This is a genomic window from Streptomyces sp. NPDC026417 (genome assembly GCF_055567695.1).
Genome location: NZ_JBVHPY010000003.1, coordinates 315,321 through 338,683 on the forward strand (window position 1 = coordinate 315,321; position 23,363 = coordinate 338,683).

Sequence of the window (23,363 nt, forward strand, 5' to 3'; positions counted from 1 at the left end):
TCAGGGCACCTGCTCCCGGTCAACTCGCCGAAGTGAGCCACGCAGCTGAATGACGAGGGGCGGGACCGGCGGTGCAGGGGGTGCCGACTGGCTCCCACTCAAGGCGGCTGCCGGGGTGAGCGCCGAGGCCGTCGAGGTCCTTGCCGGCGGTGGCCGCACCAAGCGCATCCGTTGCACCGCCAGTGCCCATCTCGTGCGGCACGAGGAGCCCTGAACTCAGCCCCGCATCGGCGGTCTTCACCGCCAAACGGCTCGCCCCGCATCGCGTCGGCGACGTCAAGAGGCCCCGATTCGGTGCAACCAAGGGTGTCCGGACGGGACTTGCTCCGAGCGCCGGCCGCGCAGCGCGGGACCCGATGATCTCGGCGGCGGACACCTGTCATAGGTTCAGATCCGCTTTGCCATTGCGCAGTCAAGGAGAAGACATGTCCTCATCGACGCCGTCCCACGGCACCACAGGGTTCCCGAGCCGCCGCAACCTGCTGCGCGCGGGGGGCGGTCTGGGCCTGGCCGCACTGGGGCTGGGTATGGGAGCGGGCGCGGCCTCCGCCGCGGTGCCGGCGTCCTCGCGCTTCGACCTCACGCAGCCGTCGTACGACCTGTTCCGCAGCAAGACCCTGCACGACAGCACCGTGCAGCAGGGCTTCGTCTTCGACAACGTCAACCGGCGCCTGTTCGTGGTCCAGCGCCGCGACGGTACGTCGGAGACGGCCGGTGACCTGTGTGTCACCCAGCTCGACTTCGACGGCAACCAGGTCGGCTACATGCACCTCACCGGCTTCGGTCACGGGGTGTCCATAGGCGCCCAGGCGGTCGGCACCGCGACGTACCTGTGGACGGAGACCGACACGAGCAGTAGCGGCTACGGAACGCGCCTGGCCCGCTTCAAGTTCACCAGCGGTACGACGCTCACGGCCGGTTCCTCCGCGCTGACCAAGTACACCCCCGTGGCGGGGGCGACCTCCTACACCTGCGCGACCGACCCGGTGAACAACAGGCTGATCGTGCGCTACCTCCTCGACGGCGACCGGTACATCTCCGTGCACTCGCTGTCGGCGGCCGCGGCCGGTGACTTCGGCAGCCCGCTGGCCCGTTTCGTCATGCCGACCCTGGACACGGCGTCGTCGGTCTTCCAGGGCTACACCGCGTACGGCCAGTACCTCTACGTGCTCACGGGCACCAGCTACGAGGCGAACGGGAACATCGTCGACTCCGAGGTCACCGCCATCGACATGAACACCGGAAAGATCGCCCAGGGCCCGGTCCTCACCCAGGCGGGCTCCACCCTGACCTTCCGCGAGCCGGAAGGCCTGGCCGTGTACCAGACGGTCGCCGGTGAGGTGCGCCTGTTCCTCGGCTTCGCCTCCGGCGAGTCCGGCGACCGCCGTTCCAACCTCTTCTACAAGAACGTCCTCGTCTGACCGGCGTGACGGCGGGTGGAGCCCGGTCGGCTCCACCCGCGAGGGCCCGGCGGGCGCGGGCATTGGCTACTCCGCTGCGCGGAACGGCGCTCGGCGCCGCGTGCGGCGCCGCCGCGCTGCTCTCCCTGACCATCCGCCGTACGGGTGCCGTGCCGCCCGCCGCTCGACGTTCCCGCGGCCGGGACAGGGTGACCCTTCGTGCACATGTGCTCATGGGGCCCGAGGCCCGGCGCGACCTATAGTTACCCGCTGTCCGCAGAGGTGCCGACGGGGCAGGGGCACGCGTCGGCGGCCGTGGGGGCGGTACGTGGGTTCGGTTCGGCGTCGAGGGAGGCCGCTCGTGGCCAGCGCGTTTCAGGAGCGCAAACTCAAGGGGATGTTCGCGGCGTTCGACGCGGACCGTGACGGCTACCTGCGCGAGGGCGACTTCACGGCCCTCGTCGCCCGCTGGAGCCGGCTGCCGGGGGTCGAACCGGGTACGCACCTGCGCGCACGGGTGGAGACGTTGCTGATGGGCTGGTGGGCGGCCCTACTGGAGACCGGGGACGCCAACGGGGACGGCACGGTCGACATGGGCGAACTGCTCGCCGTCGTGGACCGGTTGCCCGCCATGGACGACGCCGTCACCGCGACCGCCGACACTCTCTTCGACGCGGTGGACGCCGACAAGGACGGCCGGATCTCTCCGGAGGAGCACCGCAGGCTCGTCGAGACCTGGAACGGCCGGCCCGTCGATCTGACGGGAGTCTTCGAGCGGCTGGACCCGCAGGGCACCGGTCACCTCGACCGCGCCGAATTCGCCTCCCTGTGGCGGCAGTTCTGGACCAGCGACGAACCGACGGACCCCGGCAACTGGCTCTGCGGCCGTCTCCCCGCCGCCTAGCCGACGCCGTCCGAGGAGGCACACTCACGGCACGGCTCTGAACCGCGGTCCACTCGCCCCGGGGCGCCGCGGGCTACGGCTGCCGCGCCTCGGCGATCCGGTCCAGCTCGCGCATCGCCTCACTGTGGGCACTCATGCGCCGGCTCAGGCTGCCGGTCGTGAACAGTGCGACGCCGACCACCGACACCGGGACGGAGAGGCCGAGCACCGCGAGCGCCTCGGGCCAGTCGCGTTCGTTCTGGCAGTAGTCGTAGTGCTGCAGGCCGTCGTTGGCCGTGCCGCGATCGGTCAACAGCCGCGACTCGCACTCGGCGGGGAACTTGTCGTCGGGCTTTCTGTCGACCTCGTACGGTGCCAGCACCAGCACCGCGCACCACGCCCACAGCAGCCCCGCCAGGGCGAGCAGGCCGATGCCCCAGGCGCGTATCCGCCCGGCCCGGTCGCGGAAGTCGAGGTCGTACTCACGTGATCGCATGACGGTCGAATCTAGCGGTCGCAGGACCGCCCCCCGCGGCGGGCCCCGGCACGGTCCGTGTCCTGTGCAGCGACAGGCCCCCTCGCCTCGCCGCCCGGCGGCCCCCGGACGTGGGCACGAAGAGCGGGCGGCGGTCGTACGAGGACGTCAGGACCTGCGTTCCAGGCGGACGACGACGGGCGCGTCGAAGGGGCTGCCGGACTGGTTGACCTGGACGTGTCCCGCGCCGAGCCACGCGTCGGTGCCGGGTACCGGGTGGATCTCCTCCAGCCACAAGGACTGGTGCGATTCCTTGCGGGCGCCGGTCGAGACGGGCAGACGGTGGCGCCCGATCTTGACGCAGCGGCCGTCGTCGGCCAGGTACCAGTTGCCTTCGAGGAACAGGCTCTTGCCGTCCCGGGCCACCGGCCGCCGGTCGGCGCACCCGCCGGGGGCGGGCTCCTCGTCAACCCACTTCGCGCCGTCCCAGCGCAACTGGATGAACTCGTCCGCCGGTTCGACCTCGACCTCGCCGTGGTTGAAGGTGTTGCTGCCGTAGGCCCGCACCGTCCCGTCGTCCGACACGAAGACCTGGCCGAGCCCGGCGCTCGGTTCCGCCGGGAGGGGGTCGAAGCGGGCCTGCGGAGTGTCGACGGCCCTCCAGGACGTGCCGTCCCAGTGCATGGAGGCGGGCTGGCTGTACCGCTCGCCGTAGCTCAGTTCGGTCCCCGGTCCGGTCGCCCGGCTGCCGACGGCCCAGACGTCGTCCGTTCCCACCACGGCGATGTCGGCGGCTCGGTACGGCAGCCGGGTCGTGGTCCACCGGGTGCCGTCCCAGTGCTCGGCGGTCTGCTCGCCGCTCAGGGTCCAGATGTCGTCCGGGGCATCGGCCTCCAGTTCTCCGACGTTGCCCTGCGGAGGGTCGGGCACGGCGGACCAGCGGGTGCCGTCCCACTTCGCCCAAGCGTCCTGCGCGGTGCCGTCCCCGGTGGTCAGCGGTCGCAGCCACAGGGCTTCGGTTCCGATCTCCTCGAGAGTCGGCGGGGAGGCGCTTGCGGGGAGGTCCACGGGCAGGGGCTCGCGCGCCCAGCGCTCCCCGTCGTAGTGCAGCATGTAGACGGAGGACGCCCCCGTGGTCTCGGTCGCGACCGCCCAGATGTCGTCCGCGGCCAGGGCGGCGACATCGGAGAGCTTTCCATGGAAGTCCGCGATGTGCTCGAACTCCCAGGTCGGAGTGGATCCTGCGGCTTTCGAGGGGCCGTCGCCACCGGGGTCCGTGGTGTGCGCGGATCCCTTGCCGCCGGATCCGGCCGCATCGGAGTCCGCGCTGCACCCGGCCGCCGTGAGCACGGTGACCAGCACGGCGACAGCTGTCACGAAGCCGCGGTGGGCGATACCCGTGGATCTGCGCATGAACGTGTCCCCCCTCATTGCCCTTCACGGATCATCATCGCTGTCGGCTCCACGGAGGGGCGCACAGGGGTGACGGTTGTTTTTGTAGCAATCCGCGCACGGGGGCTCCCGGCCCGACGAGCGCGGCGCAAACTGTCAAGGGATGCATAAATGCGCCCTGTCGTCCGGACGCCGAGAACTCCGGGTCGGTTCGCCGGTGAGGCGGCCCGTCGCGGGAGGCGGACGGCGGCACCGTGAGGACGGCGTGGCTCCCCTTCACACGCCGTCCTCACCCCGGCGGGTCCTCACCGGCCGCCCCGGGGTGCGCGGGAGTCATCCCGGGCTCGGACGGGCCGGCGGGGGCGGGTGCGGGCGGTAGCCGGGTCTTCGGTGATCCGGCTCCCGCCCGCGGCCGACGGTCCGGCCGCAGTGGCGGAGGAGCGGTGCCGAGCGCCGGCGCGGACACGGAGTTCGAGCCCAAGTCCCTTGGCAGGACGCAGGGGAGAACGCCCGAGCGGCAATCGGAAGCCGGCGTCGCCCCCTGGTTTCCGGCCCCCGGGGGAGGGTGACGGGGCTGGTCACGTCGATGGCCCGGGCCGCACCGAGCGTCGGTGCCGGGTGGACCTGGCCGCGCACGGCTCCGGGCGCCGGCAACCCGGAAGCGCACGGCCCCCGCCGCCACCGGGATGCGCCGAAGCCGCCTCCGATCGACACTGAGGGAAGGTCCGGCTGTGCTGAGGAGTTCCCGTGACGGATCACGCAAGGCCGCCCGAGCGGCCGACATGCCGACCCGGGCCGTGCGAACAGCGTCCCCGCCACCGGTCGAGGCCCGCACCGTCGTGAGCGCGGACCCGAGCACCGACCCGACGAACTCCGAACCGTCGCCCGGTGCGCCGCGGGAGGTGATGCCCGACACGGCCTTCGAGGCCCTGTACCAACGGCTCCGCGGGCAGACCCCGGCCGGGGCGGAGGCCGGGCAGGGACCTCTTCGGCGGCTCGCCCCCGAACGGGTGGTGGCCGCCGCCGCTCACGTCCGGTACGGGCGCACCGTCTCGATGGCCGCCCCGATCGAGACGACTCCGGGACCGGACAACCCGGACCCGGCCCGCCACGCGATGACCGAACCGGCGCACGGTGAACTCGACCCGCACGGGCTGCACTTCGCCCGCGACCGGTTCGCCATGAACGTGCACGGTGACGCCGACAGCCACCTCGACGCCCTGTGCCACGTGGTGTACGAGGGCGAGCTCCACGGAGGCGTCCCGGCCGGCTCCGTGACGTCCGAGGGTGCCCGCGCGCTGACCCTGGACCTGGTACGGGACGGCCTCGTCGGCCGGGGTGTCCTGCTCGACATCCCCCGGCTGAAGGGCGTGCCCTGGCTCGAACCCGGTCAGCACGTCACCACGGAGGACCTGCTGGCCGCCGAGGCCGAGCAGGGGGTCACCTGCGGACCCGGCGACATGCTGTTCGTGCGCGTCGGGCACCGCCGTCGGCGCCTGCGTCTGGGCGCCTGGCACGCGGCGACGGCGCGGGCGGGCCTGCATCCGGAGGCGATGAATCTGCTGGCCGAGCGCCACGTGGCCGCGCTGGGGTCGGACGGCAACAACGACACGGCACCCAGCGCGGTGCCCGGAGTGGCGTTCCCCGTGCACGTGCTCGCCGTCAACGCCCTGGGCTTGCACCTCATGGACTACCTGGACTTCGAGGAACTCGCGCCGGTGTGCGCGGAGCTGGACCGCTGGAGCTTCCTGTGCGTGGTCGCGCCCCTGAGGCTGCCCGCGGCCACCGGCAGCCCGGTCAACCCGATCGCCGTCCTGTGACGGCATCCGGACCGCCCGCCGCTCCGGGTGCCGCCCAGGCCCGGGGCGTATACGTTCGAACGGGGGAGCGGCTGAAGCAGGTCTCCGGCACCGGTTGGGGATCGCACGAGCGAGGACGGTGGCCGTGATGCCAGACTCCACCCGGTACGACGTGATCATCATCGGGACCGGCGCGGGCGGGGGCACCCTCGCTCACCGGATCGCCCCGTCCGGCAAGCGGGTGCTGATCCTGGAACGGGGCGACTTCCTGCCGCGTGAGCGGGACAACTGGGACTCGACGGCCGTGTTCGTGCGAGGCAAGTACCGTGCCCCGGAGTTCTGGCTCGACCGGCACGGCAACGAGTTCCCGCCCGAGGTCAACTACTACGTCGGCGGCAACACCAAGTTCTACGGCGCGGCCCTGTTCCGGCTCCGCCCCGAGGACTTCGGGGAACTGCGCCACCACGGCGGCCTCTCTCCCGCCTGGCCGATCCGCTACGAGGACTTGGAGCCGTACTACACACAGGCCGAGCACCTCTACCGGGTGCACGGCCGGCACGGCGAGGACCCGTGGGGCGGCCCGTACAGCGCGCAGTACGCCTACCCGCCGGTCCAACACGAGCCGCGCATCCAGCAGTTGAGCGACGACTTGGAGAAGCAGGGCCTGCACCCCTTCCACCTGCCCATCGGGGTCGACCTCACCCAGGACGAGAACGGGCGCGTCGACCACTTCAGCGCCTGCATCCGCTGCAACCGGGTCGACGGGTTCCCCTGCCTCGTCCGCGGCAAGTCCGACGCCCAGGTGATCTGCGTGGAACCGGCGTTGCGCCACCCGAACGTGGAGATGATCACCAACGCCCGGGTGACCCGGCTGGAGACCGACGCGACGGGCCGCGAGGTCACGGCCGTCGTGGCCCAACTCCCGGACGACGCGGAGGTCCGCTTCGCGGCGGACGTCGTCGTCGTGGCCTGCGGCGCCGTCAACTCCGCAGCCCTGCTGCTCGCTTCGGCGAACGAGCGGCACCCCACCGGCCTGGCCAACAGCTCGGACGTCGTCGGCCGTCACTACATGCGGCACAACAACCTCGCGCTGATGGCGGTCTCGAAGGAGCCCAACGACACCCAGTTCCAGAAGACGTTGGCCCTGCACGACTGGTATCTCGGCGCGGACGACTGGGACTACCCCCTCGGCGGCATCCAGATGCTCGGCAAGTCGGACGCCGAACAGATCCACGGCGAGGCGCCGCGCTGGGCCGGTGCGGTGGCACCGGACATGCCCTTCGAGGTCCTCGCCCACCACGCCGTCGACTTCTGGCTGTGCGGGGAGGACCTCCCGCAGCCCGGAAACCGGGTCACGCTCGACGGCGACGGCCGCATCCACCTCGCACTCGACGAGGACAACAACACGGCAGGACTCAAGCGCCTGCAGCACAAGTTGCAGAAGATGCTCGGCCGGCTGGGCATGCACGAGCACCATCTGCTGCCCCACAGCATCTACCTGCACAAGGGCATGCCCATCGGCGCCACCGCCCACCAGGCGGGCACCGTACGGTTCGGCACCGACCCCGCGACGTCGGCCCTGGACGTCGACTGCAAGGCACACGACGTCGACAACCTGTACGTGGTCGACACCAGCTTCTTCCCGAGCATCGGGGCGGTCAATCCGTCCCTCACGGCCATGGCGAACGCCCTTCGCGTGGGCGACCACCTGGTGGAGCGCCTGAGCTGAGAGCCGGACGCCGGGACGCCGCGACGGCGGGCCTCCGAGCGAGCGAAATCCCCCACTGTTCGGCGTAACGCGCCGTGCGCCCGCGCGGCGCCCGGCGCCGGCGGTGATTGTGTGGCCGGTGAATGTCCGGGCCCAGGCCCGGGCCGCATCGGAACATCCAGTGGAGGAAGAGTCATTGTGGGTTCCCCCGGCGAAGCGTCCAAGAGCGTGATCCCCCCGCAGCTCCTCAAGGGCCAGAAGGCACTGGTGACCGGCGCCAACTCGGGCATCGGCAAGGCCACGGCCATCGCGCTCGGGCGTGCGGGTGCCGACGTCGTCGTGAACTACGTGGCGGGAGGCGCGGAAGCCGACAAGGTGGTCGAGGAGATCGCCTCCTTCGGCGTGCGTGCGCTGGCCATCGAGGCGGACGTCTCCGACGAGGGCCAGGTCGTCGCCATGATGGACCGCATGGTCCAGGAGTTCGGCACGATCGACCTCCTGGTCGCGAACGCCGGGCTGCAGCGCGACTCGCCCTTCACCGAGATGACGCTCGCCCAGTGGCAGAAGGTCCTGGACGTCAACCTGACAGGGCAGTTCCTGTGCGCCCGCGAGGCGGCCAAGGAGTTCATGCGGCGCGGAGTCGTCCCGGAGGTCTCCCGCGCAGCCGGCAAGATCATCTGCATGAGCTCCGTGCACCAGATCATCCCGTGGGCCGGGCACGTCAACTACGCCGCCTCCAAGGGCGGTGTGCAGATGATGATGGAGACGCTGGCGCAGGAACTCGCCCCGCACAAGATCCGCGTGAACGCGATCGCTCCGGGCGCCATCATGACCCCCATCAACCGGGACGCGTGGGAGACACCGGAAGCCCGCGAGGACCTCCTGCGCCTTATCCCCTACGACCGGGTCGGCGACCCCGAGGACATCGCCCACGCGGCGGTCGGCCTCGCCTCCGACCTCATGGACTACGTCGTCGGCACCACGCTCTACGTGGACGGCGGAATGACGCTCTTCCCCGGGTTCGCCACCGGCGGCTGACCCACCTCGTCCGCGTCGGCCTCGGGAGAGCAACGCATGCACACCACCGTCCAGATCCTGGCGGACGCGCCCGCACAGATGCTTCCGGCCAGGTCCCTGATGGCCTTCACCCTCGCTTCCCACATCATCCTCGTACCGCTGGGCGTGGCGCTGCCGCTGATCACGCTGATCATGCACGGTTACGGTCTGCGCCGCGGGGACGCGACGGCCCTGCTGCTCGCCCGCCGGTGGTCCGCGGTCATGGCGATCCAGTTCGCGATCGGGGTCGTCACGGGCACGGTGCTCTCCTTCGAGTTCGGGCTCCTGTGGCCGGGGCTGATGGGCAGATGGGGTGACGTCTTCGGCATCGGGTTCGGTGTCGAGGCGTGGGCCTTCTTCCTGGAGGCCGTACTGATCGCCATCTACCTCTACGGCTGGCGGCGGCTTCCCGCCCGCACCCACTTCCTGTTGGGGCTGCCCCTGCCCGCCGCCGCCCTGCTGGGTGCCTTCGGGATCCTGGCGGCGAACTCCTGGATGAACACCCCCCGGGGCTTCAAACTCGACGCCGCGGGCAACCCCGTCGACGTGAACATCTGGAAGGCGATCTTCACGCCGATGTTCGGGCCGCAGTACTGGCACTTCGTCGTGGCGATGCTCGTGACGGCGGGCTATGTCGTGGCCGGCGTCTACGCGGCCGGCTGGCTCCGCGGCCGCCGGGACCGCTACCACCGGCTCGGGTTCGCCGTCCCGTTCTCGGTCGCGGCGCTGTGCACGCCCGTGCAGTTCATGCTCGGCGACTCCATCGCCCGGCAGGTCTTCCAGAAGCAGCCGGTGAAGTTCGCCGCCATGGAGATCGTCTGGAAGACGGACACGCATGTCCCGGAGTACCTCTTCGGCCGGCTGCATCCGGACGGCAGCGTGTCCGGCGGCATCAAGATCCCCCAACTCGACTCGATTCTGGCCGGGTTCCACCCCGACACCAAGGTGACCGGCCTGACGTCGGTCCCGGCGGCCGATCGGCCGACGCCCACTCAGGCGACCATCGCCCACTGGACGTTCGACATCATGGTGGGCATCGGATCGGTCCTGATCGTGCTCGCCCTGTGGTACGCCGTGGTGCTCTGGCGCCGCCGGAGGCTGCCCGCGTCGCCCTGGTTCTACAGGTGCGCGGCGGTCGCCGGCGTCGCCTCCGTCGTCGCCGTCGAATGCGGCTGGATCACCACCGAGGTGGGGCGCCAGCCGTGGATCGTCTACCAGAACATGCGGGTGGCCGACGCGGTGACGGCGACGCGCTCCAGTGGCCTGTGGATCATGTTCGGCCTGGTCGTGGCCGTCTACGTCTTCGTCTTCGGCGCTTTCCTCGTCGCGCTGCTGAAGATGAGCAGACGCTGGAGACTGGCCGACGAGGCCGACGCCGGCGCGGGGCACAAGGACCCGCCCGAGACCGACAGCCCGTACGGGCCGCGCTCCGCGGCGCTGTCCGGGGACGCGGCGGGCGCGGGCGGCGGCACGACTCCTCCCGGCGCGGGAGGCCGTTCCTGATGGCCGGGATCATCGCCGTCGTCCTGCTGCTGGCCATCGCGGCGTACGCCTGCGCGGGCGGCACCGACTACGGTGCCGGCTTCTGGGACCTGACCGCGGGGGGCGCGCGCCGCGGCCGCCGGCCCCGGTGGCTGATCGACCACGCGATGGCTCCCGTGTGGGAGGTGAACAACGTGTGGCTGATCTTCGTCCTCGTCGTCATGTGGACCGGGTTCCCGGTCTTCTTCCAACAGGTGTTCACCGCGATGTGGCTGCCGCTGGCACTGGCGACGGTGGGCGTGGTGCTGCGCGGCGCCGGCTTCGCCCTCCGCAAGGCCGCTCGCCGGTTGTCCGGCAGACGGCTGTACGGCGCCGTGTTCGCCGTCTCCTCGCTGCTGACGCCGTTCTTCTTCGGCGCCGCGGCCGGGGGAGTGGCGTCGGGCCGGGTGTCCAAGGGCACCGAGGCCTCGGCGGACGCCTGGGCCAACCCCACCTCGGTGCTGTTCGGTCTGCTCGCGGTCACGACGACGGCACTGCTCGGCGCGGTGTTCCTCGCGGCGGACGCCCGGCGGTTCGAGGCACCGGATCTCGCGGTGTACTTCCGGGCGCGGGCGCTGGGTGCTCTGGCCGCGGTCGCCGTCCTCGCGGTGATCACGCTCTTCGTCACCCACGGGGACGCGCCCCACGTCTGGCACGGGCTCACGCACGGAGTCGGTCTCGTCTTCGTCGTCCTCGCGGTGCTGGCCTCGTGCGCCACCGCGTGGGCGCTGATCCGTTCCTCCGGTTTGTGGTCCCGGGTCGCCGCTGTCGGTGTGGTCGCCTCGGCCGTCATCGCCTGGGGCATGGCCCAGCGCCCGTACCTCGTGCCGACGTCCCTGACCGTGGCCGAGGGAGCGGGCGCGGACACCACCCTGCGCTGGCTGGCCCTGGTCACGCTCGTCGCGGCGGTGCTGGTCTTCCCCGCGGTCGCCCTGCTCTACCGGCTGGACACCCAGGGCGAACTGGAAACCCTGACCGATGCCGATCTGAGGCGCGGTGGTGCCGTTGACGAGCACTGACCGGCCGGCGGGCGGGCGGTGAGCGAGAACGACATCCTGCTTGGGCCGGCACTGACCGTGGCGCTCGCCCACCCGGGGGTCGTCGGGACCCTCGGGACGGCTCTGTTCGGCGTGCCCTCGGCCGTGGCCAGCATGCTCGGCGTGATCCTCGTGGTCTCGGGGCCCACCGTGGTGGGGCCCGCTGTTCGAACACGTGCGGCCGTCGGACCGGGTACGACGCCGAGTCCGCCGGCACTCACTGCCGGTCGAGTGCCGCGTTCAGGGTGAGTGCCGCGTCGATGAGGGCGAGGTGGGTGAACGCCTGCGGGAAGTTCCCCAGTTGGCGCCCCGTCAGGTCGATCTCCTCCGAGTACAGGCCCAGGTGGTTGGCGTACCCCATCATCTTCTCGAACGTCAGCCGGGCCTTCTCGGTGCGTCCCGCGCGGGCGAGGGCGTCGACGTACATGAACGTGCACAGCGAGAAGGTGCCCTCGGAGCCGCGCAGGCCGTCGGGCGAGGCCGCGGGGTCGTACCGGTAGACCAGGCTGTCACTGACCAGTTCGTCCTCCATGGCGTCCAGGGTCGAGGCCCAGATCGGATCGCCCGGGGTGACGAATCCGACCGTCGCCATGCGCAGCAGGGAGGAGTCGAGCACGTCGCTCCCGTAGTGCTGGACGAAGGCCTGCCGTCGGTCGCTCCAGCCCTGGGACATGATCTGCTCGTAGATCTGGTCCCGGGCGGCCTGCCAGCGTGCCGTCCCGGCGGGCCGGCCGTACGCCTCGGCGAGCCGCAGGGCACGGTCGAACGCCACCCAGGACATCACCCGTCCGTAGGTGAAGTCCTGGCGGCCGCCGCGGGTCTCCCAGAGTCCTTCCTCTCCCTGGTCCCAGTGGTCGACGAGCCAGTCGAGATTCGTGAGGAGTGAGTTCCATCCGTGGTGGCCCGCCTGGATGCCGTGTCCGTGCGCGAAGTAGATGCTGTCCAGCGCCTCGCCGTAGATGTCCAGTTGGAGCTGGGTGGCGGCGCCGTTGCCGATGCGCACCGGCGCGGAACCCGCGTAGCCCTCCCAGTGTTCGAGGAGCTGTTCGTCCAGGTCGGACGAGCCGTCGACCTTGTACATGATGTTGAGGGGGCCCGAGTCGCCCTCGCTGCCCGCCCGTTCTCGGACCCGGTCGCTCAGCCAGTTGATGAAGGCCTGCGCCTCCTCGGTGAAGCCCAGTCCCAGCAGCGCGTACACGGAGAAGGACGCGTCGCGGATCCAGGTGAAGCGGTAGTCCCAGTTGCGTTCGCCGCCCAGCTGCTCCGGGAGTGCCGCCGTGGGGGCCGCCACCAGCGCGCCGCTGGGAGCGTAGGTCATCAGTTTCAGCGTGATCGCGGAGCGTTCCACGGTCTCCCGCCAGCGCCCCGTGTACTGGGACTGTGCCAGCCATGAGCGCCAGAACGTGACGTTGCTGTCGAAGATCTCCTGGTACTCCGCCAGACGTATCTGGCGCGGCGGGCCGTCGGCGGCGGACTCGAGCATGAGTCCGCGCTGCTGACCCGCCTGGAGGGTCAGCGTGAAATGGAGGTCGTCCTGCCGGTCCAGCAGGAGTTCCAGCAGCCTGTCGTCGTCCGGCTCGCGGATGGCGTGCACCGTGAGCGCCGCCTCGCCGCCCACCTCGAACACGGCGCCGTGCTCGGTGGCGTGCAGGCTGTGGGGCCGGCGTCCGTAGTCGAACCGCGGAGCCACCTCGATGTCGAACGTCATGGTTCCGCGCACACAGCGCACCATGCGGATCAGTTGATGCCGGTCCGTGGCGGTCCTGCCGGTCACCGGCATGAAGTCGAGCACCTCGCCGGCGCCCGCCTCGGTCATGAACCGGGTGACCAGGATCGCCGTGTCGGGGAGGTAGAGCTGCTTGGTGGCGTGGGTCTCCGCTCGCGGCCGTACCGTGCAGTGCCCGCCCTTGTCCTTGTCGAGGAGCGCGCCGAAGACGCTGGGGGAGTCGAAGCGCGGGAGGCACATCCAGTCGACGGTTCCATCGGTCGTCACCAGGGCGGCGGTCTGCAGATCGCCGAGCAGGCCGTGATTCTCGATGAGCGGGTACTCGTCCATAGGGCGCACCTTTCAGCCGCATTGCGCGGAACGCGCCCAATCAGCCTAAAGGGGCGACTTCGGCGCGGCGCGGTGAAGTCGCACGGGCACTGGCGTACCCGGGAATCACGGAGCGCGTGGGCGGCTCAGCGGCCCTGCTCCGTCACCGCCCGCAGCACGGTGTCGGCGACCTCTGCGGCGCTCCCGGAGGCGTCGATCGTGACGCCCGGCTCGTCGCCCTGCAGCGGCTCCAGAGCGGCGTACTGGGAACGGATGAGCTCCGGCGGCATGAAGTGGCCCTTCCGCTGCGCGATCCGCTGCGCGGCCACCTCGGGATCGACCTTCAGGAAGACGAACCAGACGTTCGCTCCGGTGCTCCGGAACTGGTCCCGGTAGGCCCGCTTGAGCGCGGAGCACGTCGCGACGCCGCCGTCTGCCCTCGCCGCGGACCGGATCCAGGCCGAGAGCGCGGCGATCCAGGGGCGTCTGTCGGCGTCGTTCAGGGGGTGGCCTGCCGCCATCTTGGCGCGATTGGCGGCCGGATGGAGGTCGTCGCCCTCCATGAACGGCACGCCGAGCTCTTCGGCGAGTCGCCGGGCGACCGTGGACTTCCCGGATGCGGAGGGGCCCATGACGACCACCACCTGCGAACCGCCGCCCTGGCCGGCCAACGCGCCTCCCTCGGCATGGAGTAAGAGGATCTCCTTGTACGCGCCTCCACTATTGCCCGTAGCGGCGCGACACGCCCGGGGTTCACCAGGACCGGTGGGATCGTCCGCGGTGCGGGCCGCGTTCGGCGGTGATCGGTCGCCGACGCCCCCGAGGTGCGAAGAGCATCCGGAGAGTACAGATTGGAACTAGTCCGATCAGGTGAGGCGGCACCGTCGGCCGACCAGGGGCGCGGCTGCCAGGGCCCGGACGCCCACCCCGTATGCGCGCCGCGGGCCCCGACGCCACCCCGCTCAGGAGGCCGACGATGAAGCACAAGCCGATGACGACCACGCGGCAGGTGCAGCTCTCGCCGCTCGAGCGGGCGGCCCGCGGCAAGGCGGCGAGAGCACGCGCCCCGCGGTCCGCGCACGCCGAGTTCTCCCCCTCCCGGTACAGGCCGGACCCGGTCGACGTGATCGAGAAGCAGTCCGCGACCCGGCTGCCGGAACTCGTCCCGCTCCGCTACGGACGGATGTCGGAGTCTCCCTTCCGCTTCTACCGGGGCGCCGCCGCCATCATGGCGAGTGATCTGGCCACGACCATCGACTCCGGCCTCCGCGCGCAGCTGTGCGGAGACGCCCACATGCTCAACTTCCGGCTGCTGGCCTCCCCCGAGCGGCGTCTGCTCTTCGACATCAACGACTTCGACGAGACCCTGCCCGGCCCCTGGGAATGGGATGTGAAGAGGCTCGCGGCGAGCCTGGTCATCGCCTGCCGCGAGAACGACTTCTCGGATGCCCACCGCAGGGCGATCGTGCTCTCCGCGGTGAGGTCCTATCGCCAGAACATGCGCCGTTTCGCCGGGATGCGCACGCTCGACGTCTGGTACGCCCGGTCCGACGCCGACCAGCTCACGGAGCTGGCCTCGGGGCGACTGCACGAGCGGGGACGCAAGCGCCTGGAACAGTCGCTGGCCAAGGCACGTACGCACGACAGTGTCCAGGCCTTCGAGAAACTGACCCATGTCGTCGACGGCGAGCGCCGGATCGCCGCCGCGCCGCCCGTCGTCACGCCCCTCGCCGACCTGCTGCCGGAGCTGGAGCGGAACGCACTCGAGGCGAGCATCCGGACGCTGCTCACCCGCTACCGCGGGAGCCTGCAGACCGACCGCCGGTATCTGCTCGACCGGTTCACCGTCGTCGACGTCGCGCGCAAGGTGGTGGGCGTCGGCAGTGTCGGTACTCGTTGCTGGATCGTGCTGCTGCTCGGCCGGGACGGTGACGATCCGCTCTTCCTCCAGGCCAAGGAGGCCGATGTCTCGGTACTGGCCGAGCACGTCGGGGACAACCGGCTCGCCACCGAAGGCGAACGGGTGGTCGCCGGACAGCGGCTGATGCAGGCCGCGAGCGACATCTTCCTGGGCTGGGAACGCGTGCAGGGCATCGACAACCGTGAACGGGACTTCTACGTACGCCAGCTGCGGGACTGGAAGTTCGTCGTCGAGCCGTCCCTGATGGTGCCGCGCGGGATGAAGCTCTTCGGCGAACTCTGCGGAGCGACGCTCGCCCGGGCCCACGCCCGTTCGGGGGACCGCATCGCCATGGCCGCCTACCTGGGCGGCAGCGACACGTTCGATCAGGCCCTGGCCCGGTTCGCCGAGAGCTACGCCGACCAGAACGAACGCGACCACAAGGCCCTGCTCGACGCGGTCAAGAGCGGACGTGTGAAGGCACGGGCGGAGTGACGGCCCGGTCCCCTCGCGTGGAGTGGTCCTGGGGCGACGGCTGCCCGCACCGAACCCGCACAGGAAGAAGCGACGCGCAGTCTCAGCGCGCCGCTTCTTCTTTCCGTCCCGGCCTCCGTCCTCCGGCCTCCGTCCTTCGAGGAATTCGAGGAAGGAGGCTTCGGCCTTCGAAAGCTCAGGCCAGGAGGGCATTCGCCCCCGGGGGAGCCCCCGGGGGCGCTACTCCAGGATCCGGCGCTTCTGCGCCTCGAACTCCGTTTCGGTGAGCACGCCCGTCTTCTTCAGCTCGGCCAGCTCCTTGAGCTGGTCGATCTTGCTGCTCATGTCGTCCTCGACGGGCTGTGCCGGGGCAGGGGGAGGCGGGGCCGCCTGGGACGGCTCTTGCTGTGCGTAGCCCTGCTGGGCCCACCGGCCGGCCTGCCTTCGCGACACGCGGTTGGACACCGCGGTGGCGGTGCCGGAGATGACTGCGGTGCGAGCGACACCGCGCAGAAGTCCGGGCATGTTCGATCAGCTCCCACGTAGTACTGCGGTCACCGGGGCGCCGAGGGCACCCCGGCCGTATGCCGGACGAGGGCGGACCCCGTCCTACGAAGCCGTCGCATCGGCCGCCTCCAGGGCGGCGAGCAGATCCGGGACGGGGATCCGGCCGCTGGCGACCATCTGCGCGCCACCCCGCCGCAGCGCCGCGGCGAGCGGGCCCGCCCAGGTGTTCTCGTAGACGATGACGGCTGCCGAATTGCCGGGTTCCAGCGCCGCGCCGGCTTCGTCCAGGTCGCCCTGGTCGAGCAGCCCCGAGGAGGCTCCCTCGAACACGGTCAGATCCATGGCGTCCCCGAGTTCGCGCAGCTCCATCCCCGTCACCGAGCCGTATGCGTCCTTGCGGACGAAGACGAGGTCGAGAATGCGGATGATGCCGCGTTCGACCAGGTCGACGAGGAGGGGGAGACCCTCACCCGTCATGCGGCTTCCGGGAAATTCGACGACCAGGTAGTCGACGGGGCCCAGTTCCTGAAGATCCTCGTTCACGGCCACTCCTCTGCAGCGGTTGGGGACCGGCCGCCTGCCGTCTCGGCCGCACGGCGGCGCACCCGGCGCACCGGAGCAAGGCCCCACAGTCATTGCAGCACCGGACGTGGCGGGCCGCATGTCCGGCGCCGTGCGCCCGTCGCCACGGGACACGTCCGGGACCGGGCACCGGTCAACTGATCAATGCGGACGCGTTCTTGCCCAGCGGCCACGGTCCGGCAGACGGCATTCGGCCGTCCTCGGCGCCGGGCGACATGCCGAGGTACGCGCCGTCGGCCACGCTGGACCCCGGAGAGGAGCAGTTCATGGAGACCTCCGCGCGGGGCCGACCGAAGGACGGGAAACCGGTGTCGGGGCCGTGCGCCGTCCGCGTCGACGAGTGACTCCGCACGAACGCGGGTCCGGTGGGCGAGGGCGCCGCCCGCTGCTGCTGCGCGCCTCGTGGTGGGGTGCCCGGACCGGCGAGCTGACCGAACGGGCCAAGGCTCTCCACGCCCGGCTCGAATCGCGGCTGCCCGTCATGACGCGACTCGTGGACCGCATGATCGAGGTGAACATCCTCGACTCCGCCACCCGCCTGGCCTCCGAGTGCTTCCTGACCGCGATCCCGCTGCTGTTCGTGGTCAGTGCCTACGCCCCGCAGGCGGTCCAGGACGAGCTCGTGGCCTCGGTGAGTGCGGTCTTCGGCCTGACCGGGAACGCCAAGGCGCAGCTCGAGCAGGCGTTCCATCCTCCGGACGACGGTCTGCGGCAGGCGACCGGCGTGATCGGCGCTCTGATGGTGCTGCTGTCCGCCACCTCGGTCAGCCGTGCGATGCAGCGGCTGTGCAAGCGCGCCTGGATGTTCCCGCGGTCCGGGGTGCGGATCGCCGCGTGGCGGTGGATCGTCTGGATCGCCGTCTGGGTCGGCACGCTGCTCGTCCAGGGACCGCTGCGCAACGGCTTCGGTCTCGGGGCATGGCTGGGAGTGCCGGTCACGCTGGTCTGCCTGACGGCTCTCTGGTGGTGGACACCGCACGTCCTGCTGGGCGGTCTCGTCGGCTGGGCCGCTCTCATGCCGGGTGCCGTCCTCACGGCGGGGGCCGTCACTGGCCTGTCCGTGACCGCCCACTTCTACATGCCGCGGGCCCTGAACCGGGCCCTGGCCGAGTACGGCTCCGCGGGATCGGTGTTCGTGCTGCTCTCCTGGCTGATCGTCGTGTGCGTGGCCGTCGCCGTCGGGATCAGCGCGGGTGCGGTGCTGGCTCAGGAACCCTTCCTGGCCCGTCGCCTCGGCACCCCGCCGCATCCGCCCGCGCCGGACGACGGGGTGTGACGCCGGGGCCGGGGCAAATCTCCCGTCCGTGACCGTCGAGGTCTCTGCTGTGTCGACGTAGGGCCCGTGGGGTGATCGCCCTGCGCCGTGTGACGTGCCGGGAGCGAAGGCGGCGCCGACCTCAGAAGAACCTCTGAAAAGCGTGCGCACAGATCATCCCGTAGCCGGACGAACCGGTGCGGCCGATGATCATGTGGAGGGCTCGCTTCCGCATGATCAACTTCGGTGCGTGGGCCGCGTGATTGACTCTCCAACGACCAAAACCGCAGTTCACAGGGGGATCACCATGCCCATTGCGTCGCACCGACGTCTCAGACGCAGCCCGATGAACGTCCTCTCGGGCGCGGCTCTGCTCGCCGGTCTCGTCGTCGTTCCGCAGGCGGTCGCCTCCGCCCCGTCGGCCGCCGCCGCGGACGAGGCCGAATGCACCGCCTTCTCCGTACCGACGTACGTGTTCGAGCCCGCCAACAGCAACAACATCGCGTCCAAGCGCGTCCTCCACAAGTACATGGACTGGGGGCCGAAGAGCGCGGACGCCGCCCTGCTGGACACCCTCCACACGGCTAACCTGCCCATGACCAGCAAGGTCGCGACGGGGGGCGGCCAGGGCATCCTCTACGAGGCCACCGCCACCGGTCAGGTCAAGGTCTACCGGGACGAGACCGCCACCGGCGGAAGCCTCCTCACCCCGGTCAGGACCCACTCCCTCGACTGGCACACGGCCAAGCGGATCCTGACCAACGGCACCCTGTTCCTCGTCCTGACCGCCGACGGCGCCCTCGACGTCTACAAGCAGTCCGACCCCGCCACCGGCAACGGAACACTCACCAAGGTCGCCGACGGAGTCCGCTCGTCCGTCGTCGCCGAACTCGCCGGCGCAGACGACGTGTGGATGGTCAACTCCGCCGTCCAGTGGCTCAAGGACGGAGCGATCAGGCAGACGGTGGTCGTCCCGTTGCCCAGCTCGACGGGCACCGCCGTGAAACTGTGGGGCCGGGTCGACATCGCCACCGGGCTGACCGACGTCAGCCGGGCCTGGAGCCCCGGCGGCGGTGCCGTGAACACCCAGTCCGTCACCACGGACCCCGACACCACCGGGCAGATCCGCAAGTACACCACCGGCCCCTGGACGCAGGCCGACGACGACGTCCGGTCCGGGATCGTCGGCGACATCACGGCGGACGCCGGCCCCTGCCTCGGCGTGCCCGACCCCGACGCCGCGCCCTCCTTCGGCGGTGCCCCGGACGACACCGGCGACGTTCTGACGGATGCACCGGCCGCGGACGACTCCGTCGCGCCGCCTTCCCGGACGGTGACCGGCACCTTCACGCTGGGCAACGGGCAGCCCGCACCCGGCCTCCCGGTCACCGTCACCGCACCCGACGCGAACAGCGATGCCACAGGTGAGGTGAAGGAGACCGTCGTCGGCACCACGACCACCGCCGCGGACGGTTCCTGGTCGCTCACCCTCCCGCAGACGCTGCCGCCCGCCGCGCAGCAGGCCGCGGACGGGAACAACGGCATCCTCAACCTCCAGGCCGTCGCCATGGGCACCACCAGCAGCGGGGTGCGGATGCTCGGCTTCGACGGCCTCAGCGCGATGACCGGGCAGGCCGCCGTCGATGCCAGCATCTCCGGCCCGGACAACGGACACCGCGTCAAGCTGATCCCCAACACGGTCGACTCGGCGGGCGGTCTCAAGGACGGGTTCGCCGCCTCGACGGAGTCGCAGAGCTACGCGGCCCGGATCGAGGACAGCCCTGCCGTGCCGGGTGGTGAGGACCCCGAGTGGCAGAGCGACAGCAGTCTCCTGGCCGCCGACTACAACCCCTATGCGGTGGACGGCAGGGACGTCGGTGCCGAGGCCGTCCGTCCGCCCGTCACGCCCATGGCCTCGGGCAGCTGCGACACCATCCGCATCCCCGTGTCCTCGAAGATCAAGTACACGGTCGTCGGCGAGGCCCACGCGGGCTGGGACGCCAAGGCCACCTTCGAGTACGAGTCCTCGATGAGCACCAGCGTCGAGACCGCCGTCAAGAGCAACGGCAACTGGAACCTCGGTGCTTCCAAGGAGCTCTCGCACAGCGTCAGCATCGCCGTCGGATACACCAACAAGGGCCCCCACTACGCCAAGCAGTACAAGGTCCCGATCGAGTACGTGAAGGTCAAGAACCAGTACATCTGCTCCGGCAGCGTCCGCTCCACCTGGTACAAGATCGAGCCCAAGCGCTACAAGGCCCCCGCCGGCGGAGCGCTCGGCAAGGTGGGCAAGGACGTCTCCGGCAAGGACGGTTCGGCGAACTTCAACCGGTCCAGGAAGGCGTACCGCAACTACCTCAACCCCGGTGACCATGCGCAGCTGTCCCGGGGGAAGAGCGTCAAGTTCGGTGGCGCCGTGAGCTTCTACGGCGTGTCCCTGGGGGCCAAGACCGGCTACGACTCGAACCACAAGCAGAAGATCACCGCCGGGACCAGGTCCGGCAAGCACTGGGTCTGGGGGAAGAATGACTCGATCAGCAGCGGCAAGGCCGGAGTCTTCTACTCCAAGTAGGCGACGGCTCGTTGCCCTCGGGCTGGCCGTGGCGGCCGCCGCGGCCGCGACCGGACTGGTGCTGTGGTCCGTCTCCGGCGACACCGCGCAAGCCCACCCGGCCGGGACGCTGCTGGCCGACGACGCCGGCGCACTCGAAGTGACGAGTCCGCACGCTCGGATCGGCAAGGAGTACTGGGTCGCACTGCCCCCGGCCGAGAACGTGTCCGCGCGTCCGCTCACCCTCCTGCGGGGGGAGATCACACATGTCCCCGCGGGACTGCAGGTGAAGGAGTACCGGGCGTTCAGTCACCAGGAGACCGAGGGACACCCCCTGGGCGCCTCGCCGGTCGGCGGGTCGCCCGGGATCCCGGACCTGACCACGCTGCGCGACCACTCCGGCCGGCCTTCGCGTGTGGCGGCGCACGACACCGGGGACATCTTCTGGGCGGTCAGGGTCCGGGTCACCGGAAAGATCACCGGTGACCTGACGGGCTGCCGCTACTACTACCAACAGGGCGGCGTGGAGTACCGGCAGGACCTGGGCTGTGTCACCAGCATCCGCGTCGGCCCGCCGCTCACGACAGAGGAGTAGAGCACACGGGGCCGGCCCTCACGGGGGCCGGCCCTCACGGGCGTCCTCCGGCGCGGTTCTGGTCTGAGCATGCGCTCCGGGCGGGGACGGCTCGGTGCGGACGGCCCGTGCCGAGCGTCGGCGACCGAGCGGGCGACAGCCCGGGAGCCGCCGTCAGGGACTGTCCCTTCCCTTGCGACGGGCCGAGCGGTTTCGCATCAGGAGGAACGCCCACAGCAGAACCTGGAAGGCGGCCACCGCGATGCTTCCTGCACGGTCACCGACGGCGATGCGCACCCCGAGAACGAGCACGCTCAGGCAGAGCAGCGGCCAGCCGACCCACTGGACCCAACGGGCGCCCGGCCTGACCCACGCCGGGACGCTCTGCGAACGCGAACTCTGCGCCATCCAGGCCTCCTTCTCCCCGACCTCCGGTTGCCCGCGGACCATCGGGCCGAATCCGCTACGAGGGAGACGCGAGGACCATCCTGCGTCCCCCGCCCGGCCGGGTTGCCGCGTCCCGTCTCCGGAACTGTGGCTTCCACCACTGCGCGCCCGGTCTGCGCCTGCTCGACTTGCCCCATGTTGATCAACCTGGTCCTGCGGGTGCTGCCGTTCTACATCCGCGAGCCCCTCGTCATCGCGGTCTGCCTCTTCTTCGCGGGCCTCGCCCTGTACTGGTTCGTCCTGGTCGGCGAGTGGCAACGGGCCGCCTTCGGAGTGGCGTTCCTCGCCATCGCGGTGCTCCGCGGCTTCGTCCTGCGCCGCGAGTGGAGGGCCCGTCCCGGAGCCGGCCGGGCCGGCTGACGACGCAGTCCGGAACAGCTCTCCGCCGTGCAGAAGGGCCACTTCATGGCCGATCGCGACAGCGCATTCCTCACCCACGCCTCGGAAGTCGCCTTCGACCTCGGGCTGCACAGCTTCCGTGTCACCAGCCTCACCGTGAGGTCCCGGACCATCGGGTTCACTGAGGTCAAGGGCCCGTCGGAACCGCCCGTCCACCTGGACGAGGTTCTCTGAGAGCGTCTCGGTCCGGCCGTCGGGTGCCGCTCGTCCCCTCGGCCGGAACGGGGACGGATGATCTCCGCAGGCCCGTGCGCAACCGGCGGCCTCGCAGGCGCGTCGCACCAGACATGGAACGCGCATGGCTCTTCTCGCTCATCCCGCTGCTGATCGGCGTGGCCTTTCTCGGCATCGGCGCTTACGGACTGCGCCGCGCCGGGATCCTCCGCCGCGTGGGTGTCACGGCGCAGGGGCGGATCGTTCGGCACGAGATCATGCGGGGTGAGGACGGCGCCAGGTTCCACCATCCCGTCGCCGCATGGACGACCCGGGACGGCCGCGCGTGCGAGTACCCCTCCAGGTTCGGCCGCGCCTCCGTCAACGCGCCGTTCGGGGTCGGGGCTCTCGTCACGGTCACCTACGATCCGGACAAGCCCCGTCGGTTCGAGATCCGGGGCTGGGACGCCACGACGGTGGACCTGGTGTTCACCGTCGTGGGATCGGTCCTCACTGCGGGGACGGCGGCGGCGCTCCTCATACGACTGATCACTCTCTGAGCCGGGTCCGTGGACCAGCGGCCCGCGGATCGGGTGCGTGCCGACCGAGACGCACCGGCGTGCTCGGCGCGAGCCGGTCACCCCCGCGACACCGTCGCGTCGTGCACGTACGCCGCCGGCCGCTCCGATCACCTGCGGCGGCCCCACCAACGGGTCAGCACTGATTGCGGCCCGCGCGGTTCCGCCGCTGAATGGATCTCATGCAGCAACACACCCCCTCGCGGGACGAGGCCGTGCCGCCCATGGAGCGTTCGCACTGGGTGGCGTTCGCCGCGATCCTGCTGATGATCGCCGGGCTCTTCGATCTGCTGAACGGGTTCGTCGCGATCCTGGACCACGGCTACTACGAGACGGTCGCCGACCACGGCAACCGCCTGCTCATCTTCAATTACACCGTCTGGGGATGGATCTGGATCCTCGTCGGCATCGCGCAGATCCTCGCCAGCATCGGCGTGATGGTGGGCTCCAGGGGTGCGCGGCGCACGGGCATCGCACTGGCCTCGTTCTGCCTGGTGGCCCAGATGATGTTCCTGCCCACCTTCCCTTGGTGGTCGCTCACCACCATGGCCATCTCCGTACTGGCCATCTTCGGCCTGCTGGCCGAACCGCGGCACGTCCCGTCATCGATGCGGGTGTAGCACCGCGGGCGGCGAGC

General features: G+C 70.7%; 22 protein-coding genes. 15 read left to right on the forward strand and 7 right to left on the reverse strand.

The window, feature by feature from the left end; all coding sequences use genetic code 11:
• Positions 1 to 425 precede the first annotated feature (425 nt).
• On the forward strand, positions 426 to 1,421 hold the full coding sequence (locus ACZ4NT_RS06610) for a phage baseplate protein (protein ID WP_467723916.1): 996 nt from the start codon (positions 426 to 428) through the stop codon (positions 1,419 to 1,421).
• A 340-nt stretch (positions 1,422 to 1,761) separates the two neighbouring features.
• Complete coding sequence (locus tag ACZ4NT_RS06615) at positions 1,762 to 2,304, forward strand: EF-hand domain-containing protein (protein WP_121408004.1); 543 nt, start codon at positions 1,762 to 1,764, stop codon at positions 2,302 to 2,304.
• 73 nt (positions 2,305 to 2,377) lie between these two features.
• Here the strand turns inward: ACZ4NT_RS06615 and ACZ4NT_RS06620 are convergent, their stop codons facing one another.
• Positions 2,378 to 2,779, reverse strand: a complete 402-nt coding sequence (locus ACZ4NT_RS06620) for a hypothetical protein (RefSeq protein WP_467723919.1) — start codon at positions 2,777 to 2,779, stop codon at positions 2,378 to 2,380.
• Positions 2,780 to 2,926: 147 nt separating this feature from the next.
• The gene (locus tag ACZ4NT_RS06625) at positions 2,927 to 4,171 is read right to left on the reverse strand and encodes a hypothetical protein (protein ID WP_467723921.1); all 1,245 of its coding nucleotides are present in this window, start codon (positions 4,169 to 4,171) and stop codon (positions 2,927 to 2,929) included.
• A gap of 884 nt (positions 4,172 to 5,055) precedes the next feature.
• Between ACZ4NT_RS06625 and ACZ4NT_RS06630 the strand changes: the two genes are divergently transcribed.
• The 5 genes from ACZ4NT_RS06630 (at position 5,056) to ACZ4NT_RS06650 (ending at position 11,253) form a co-directional block, all read left to right on the forward strand.
• Positions 5,056 to 5,970, forward strand: coding sequence for a cyclase family protein (locus ACZ4NT_RS06630; protein WP_467724167.1), 915 nt, complete (start codon positions 5,056 to 5,058; stop codon positions 5,968 to 5,970).
• Between the two features lie 127 nt (positions 5,971 to 6,097).
• Positions 6,098 to 7,678, forward strand: a complete 1,581-nt coding sequence (locus ACZ4NT_RS06635; RefSeq protein WP_467723923.1) for a GMC oxidoreductase — start codon at positions 6,098 to 6,100, stop codon at positions 7,676 to 7,678.
• Positions 7,679 to 7,888: 210 nt separating this feature from the next.
• The gene (locus ACZ4NT_RS06640) at positions 7,889 to 8,695 is read left to right on the forward strand and encodes an SDR family oxidoreductase (RefSeq protein ID WP_183117190.1); all 807 of its coding nucleotides are present in this window, start codon (positions 7,889 to 7,891) and stop codon (positions 8,693 to 8,695) included.
• Positions 8,696 to 8,731: 36 nt separating this feature from the next.
• Positions 8,732 to 10,216: a cytochrome ubiquinol oxidase subunit I gene (locus ACZ4NT_RS06645; RefSeq protein WP_467723924.1), complete on the forward strand. Its 1,485-nt coding sequence runs from the start codon at positions 8,732 to 8,734 to the stop codon at positions 10,214 to 10,216.
• A complete protein-coding gene (locus ACZ4NT_RS06650) occupies positions 10,216 to 11,253 on the forward strand; it encodes a cytochrome d ubiquinol oxidase subunit II (RefSeq protein WP_467723925.1) in 1,038 nt (345 codons plus the stop codon). The genes ACZ4NT_RS06645 and ACZ4NT_RS06650 overlap by 1 nt, the downstream gene beginning before the upstream one ends.
• Before the next feature lie 235 nt (positions 11,254 to 11,488).
• Here ACZ4NT_RS06650 and ACZ4NT_RS06655 read toward each other — a convergent pair whose 3' ends face one another.
• Both ACZ4NT_RS06655 and ACZ4NT_RS06660 read right to left on the reverse strand, forming a co-directional pair.
• Positions 11,489 to 13,327 (reverse strand): glycoside hydrolase family 15 protein, encoded by a 1,839-nt coding sequence (locus ACZ4NT_RS06655; RefSeq protein WP_121407998.1) that lies wholly within the window; start codon positions 13,325 to 13,327, stop codon positions 11,489 to 11,491.
• 125 nt (positions 13,328 to 13,452) lie between these two features.
• Entirely contained in the window at positions 13,453 to 13,977 is a 525-nt protein-coding gene (locus tag ACZ4NT_RS06660) for a gluconokinase (protein WP_467723927.1), read from the reverse strand.
• Positions 13,978 to 14,282: 305 nt separating this feature from the next.
• Between ACZ4NT_RS06660 and ACZ4NT_RS06665 the strand changes: the two genes are divergently transcribed.
• Entirely contained in the window at positions 14,283 to 15,701 is a 1,419-nt protein-coding gene (locus ACZ4NT_RS06665) for a DUF2252 domain-containing protein (protein ID WP_121407997.1), read from the forward strand.
• Between the two features lie 219 nt (positions 15,702 to 15,920).
• On the opposite strand, the gene ACZ4NT_RS06670 is transcribed toward ACZ4NT_RS06665, so the two are convergent.
• Positions 15,921 to 16,205, reverse strand: a complete 285-nt coding sequence (locus ACZ4NT_RS06670) for an SHOCT domain-containing protein (protein ID WP_121407996.1) — start codon at positions 16,203 to 16,205, stop codon at positions 15,921 to 15,923.
• A gap of 84 nt (positions 16,206 to 16,289) precedes the next feature.
• Positions 16,290 to 16,730: a DUF6325 family protein gene (locus tag ACZ4NT_RS06675; protein WP_220784198.1), complete on the reverse strand. Its 441-nt coding sequence runs from the start codon at positions 16,728 to 16,730 to the stop codon at positions 16,290 to 16,292.
• A 379-nt stretch (positions 16,731 to 17,109) separates the two neighbouring features.
• Here ACZ4NT_RS06675 and ACZ4NT_RS06680 point away from each other — a divergent pair, with 379 nt between their 5' ends.
• From ACZ4NT_RS06680 to ACZ4NT_RS06690, 3 genes are all read left to right on the forward strand, one after another.
• A complete protein-coding gene (locus ACZ4NT_RS06680; protein WP_467723930.1) occupies positions 17,110 to 18,045 on the forward strand; it encodes a YhjD/YihY/BrkB family envelope integrity protein in 936 nt (311 codons plus the stop codon).
• A 325-nt stretch (positions 18,046 to 18,370) separates the two neighbouring features.
• A complete protein-coding gene (locus tag ACZ4NT_RS06685; protein ID WP_121407995.1) occupies positions 18,371 to 20,596 on the forward strand; it encodes a hypothetical protein in 2,226 nt (741 codons plus the stop codon).
• 28 nt (positions 20,597 to 20,624) lie between these two features.
• Positions 20,625 to 21,170, forward strand: a complete 546-nt coding sequence (locus ACZ4NT_RS06690; protein ID WP_121407994.1) for a hypothetical protein — start codon at positions 20,625 to 20,627, stop codon at positions 21,168 to 21,170.
• A 153-nt stretch (positions 21,171 to 21,323) separates the two neighbouring features.
• On the opposite strand, the gene ACZ4NT_RS06695 is transcribed toward ACZ4NT_RS06690, so the two are convergent.
• Positions 21,324 to 21,557 carry a hypothetical protein gene (locus tag ACZ4NT_RS06695; protein ID WP_147464420.1) on the reverse strand — a complete coding sequence of 78 codons (234 nt, stop codon included), beginning with the start codon at positions 21,555 to 21,557 and terminating at the stop codon, positions 21,324 to 21,326.
• 174 nt (positions 21,558 to 21,731) lie between these two features.
• Between ACZ4NT_RS06695 and ACZ4NT_RS06700 the strand changes: the two genes are divergently transcribed.
• The 4 genes from ACZ4NT_RS06700 to ACZ4NT_RS06715 all read left to right on the forward strand — a co-directional run bounded on the left by ACZ4NT_RS06700 (position 21,732) and on the right by ACZ4NT_RS06715 (position 23,346).
• Positions 21,732 to 21,956 carry a hypothetical protein gene (locus ACZ4NT_RS06700; RefSeq protein WP_121407992.1) on the forward strand — a complete coding sequence of 75 codons (225 nt, stop codon included), beginning with the start codon at positions 21,732 to 21,734 and terminating at the stop codon, positions 21,954 to 21,956.
• A gap of 45 nt (positions 21,957 to 22,001) precedes the next feature.
• Positions 22,002 to 22,169, forward strand: coding sequence for a hypothetical protein (locus tag ACZ4NT_RS06705; protein WP_183117157.1), 168 nt, complete (start codon positions 22,002 to 22,004; stop codon positions 22,167 to 22,169).
• Between the two features lie 113 nt (positions 22,170 to 22,282).
• Entirely contained in the window at positions 22,283 to 22,708 is a 426-nt protein-coding gene (locus tag ACZ4NT_RS06710; RefSeq protein WP_121407990.1) for a DUF3592 domain-containing protein, read from the forward strand.
• A 200-nt stretch (positions 22,709 to 22,908) separates the two neighbouring features.
• Positions 22,909 to 23,346 carry a DUF7144 family membrane protein gene (locus ACZ4NT_RS06715; RefSeq protein ID WP_147464419.1) on the forward strand — a complete coding sequence of 146 codons (438 nt, stop codon included), beginning with the start codon at positions 22,909 to 22,911 and terminating at the stop codon, positions 23,344 to 23,346.
• Positions 23,347 to 23,363 lie beyond the last annotated feature (17 nt).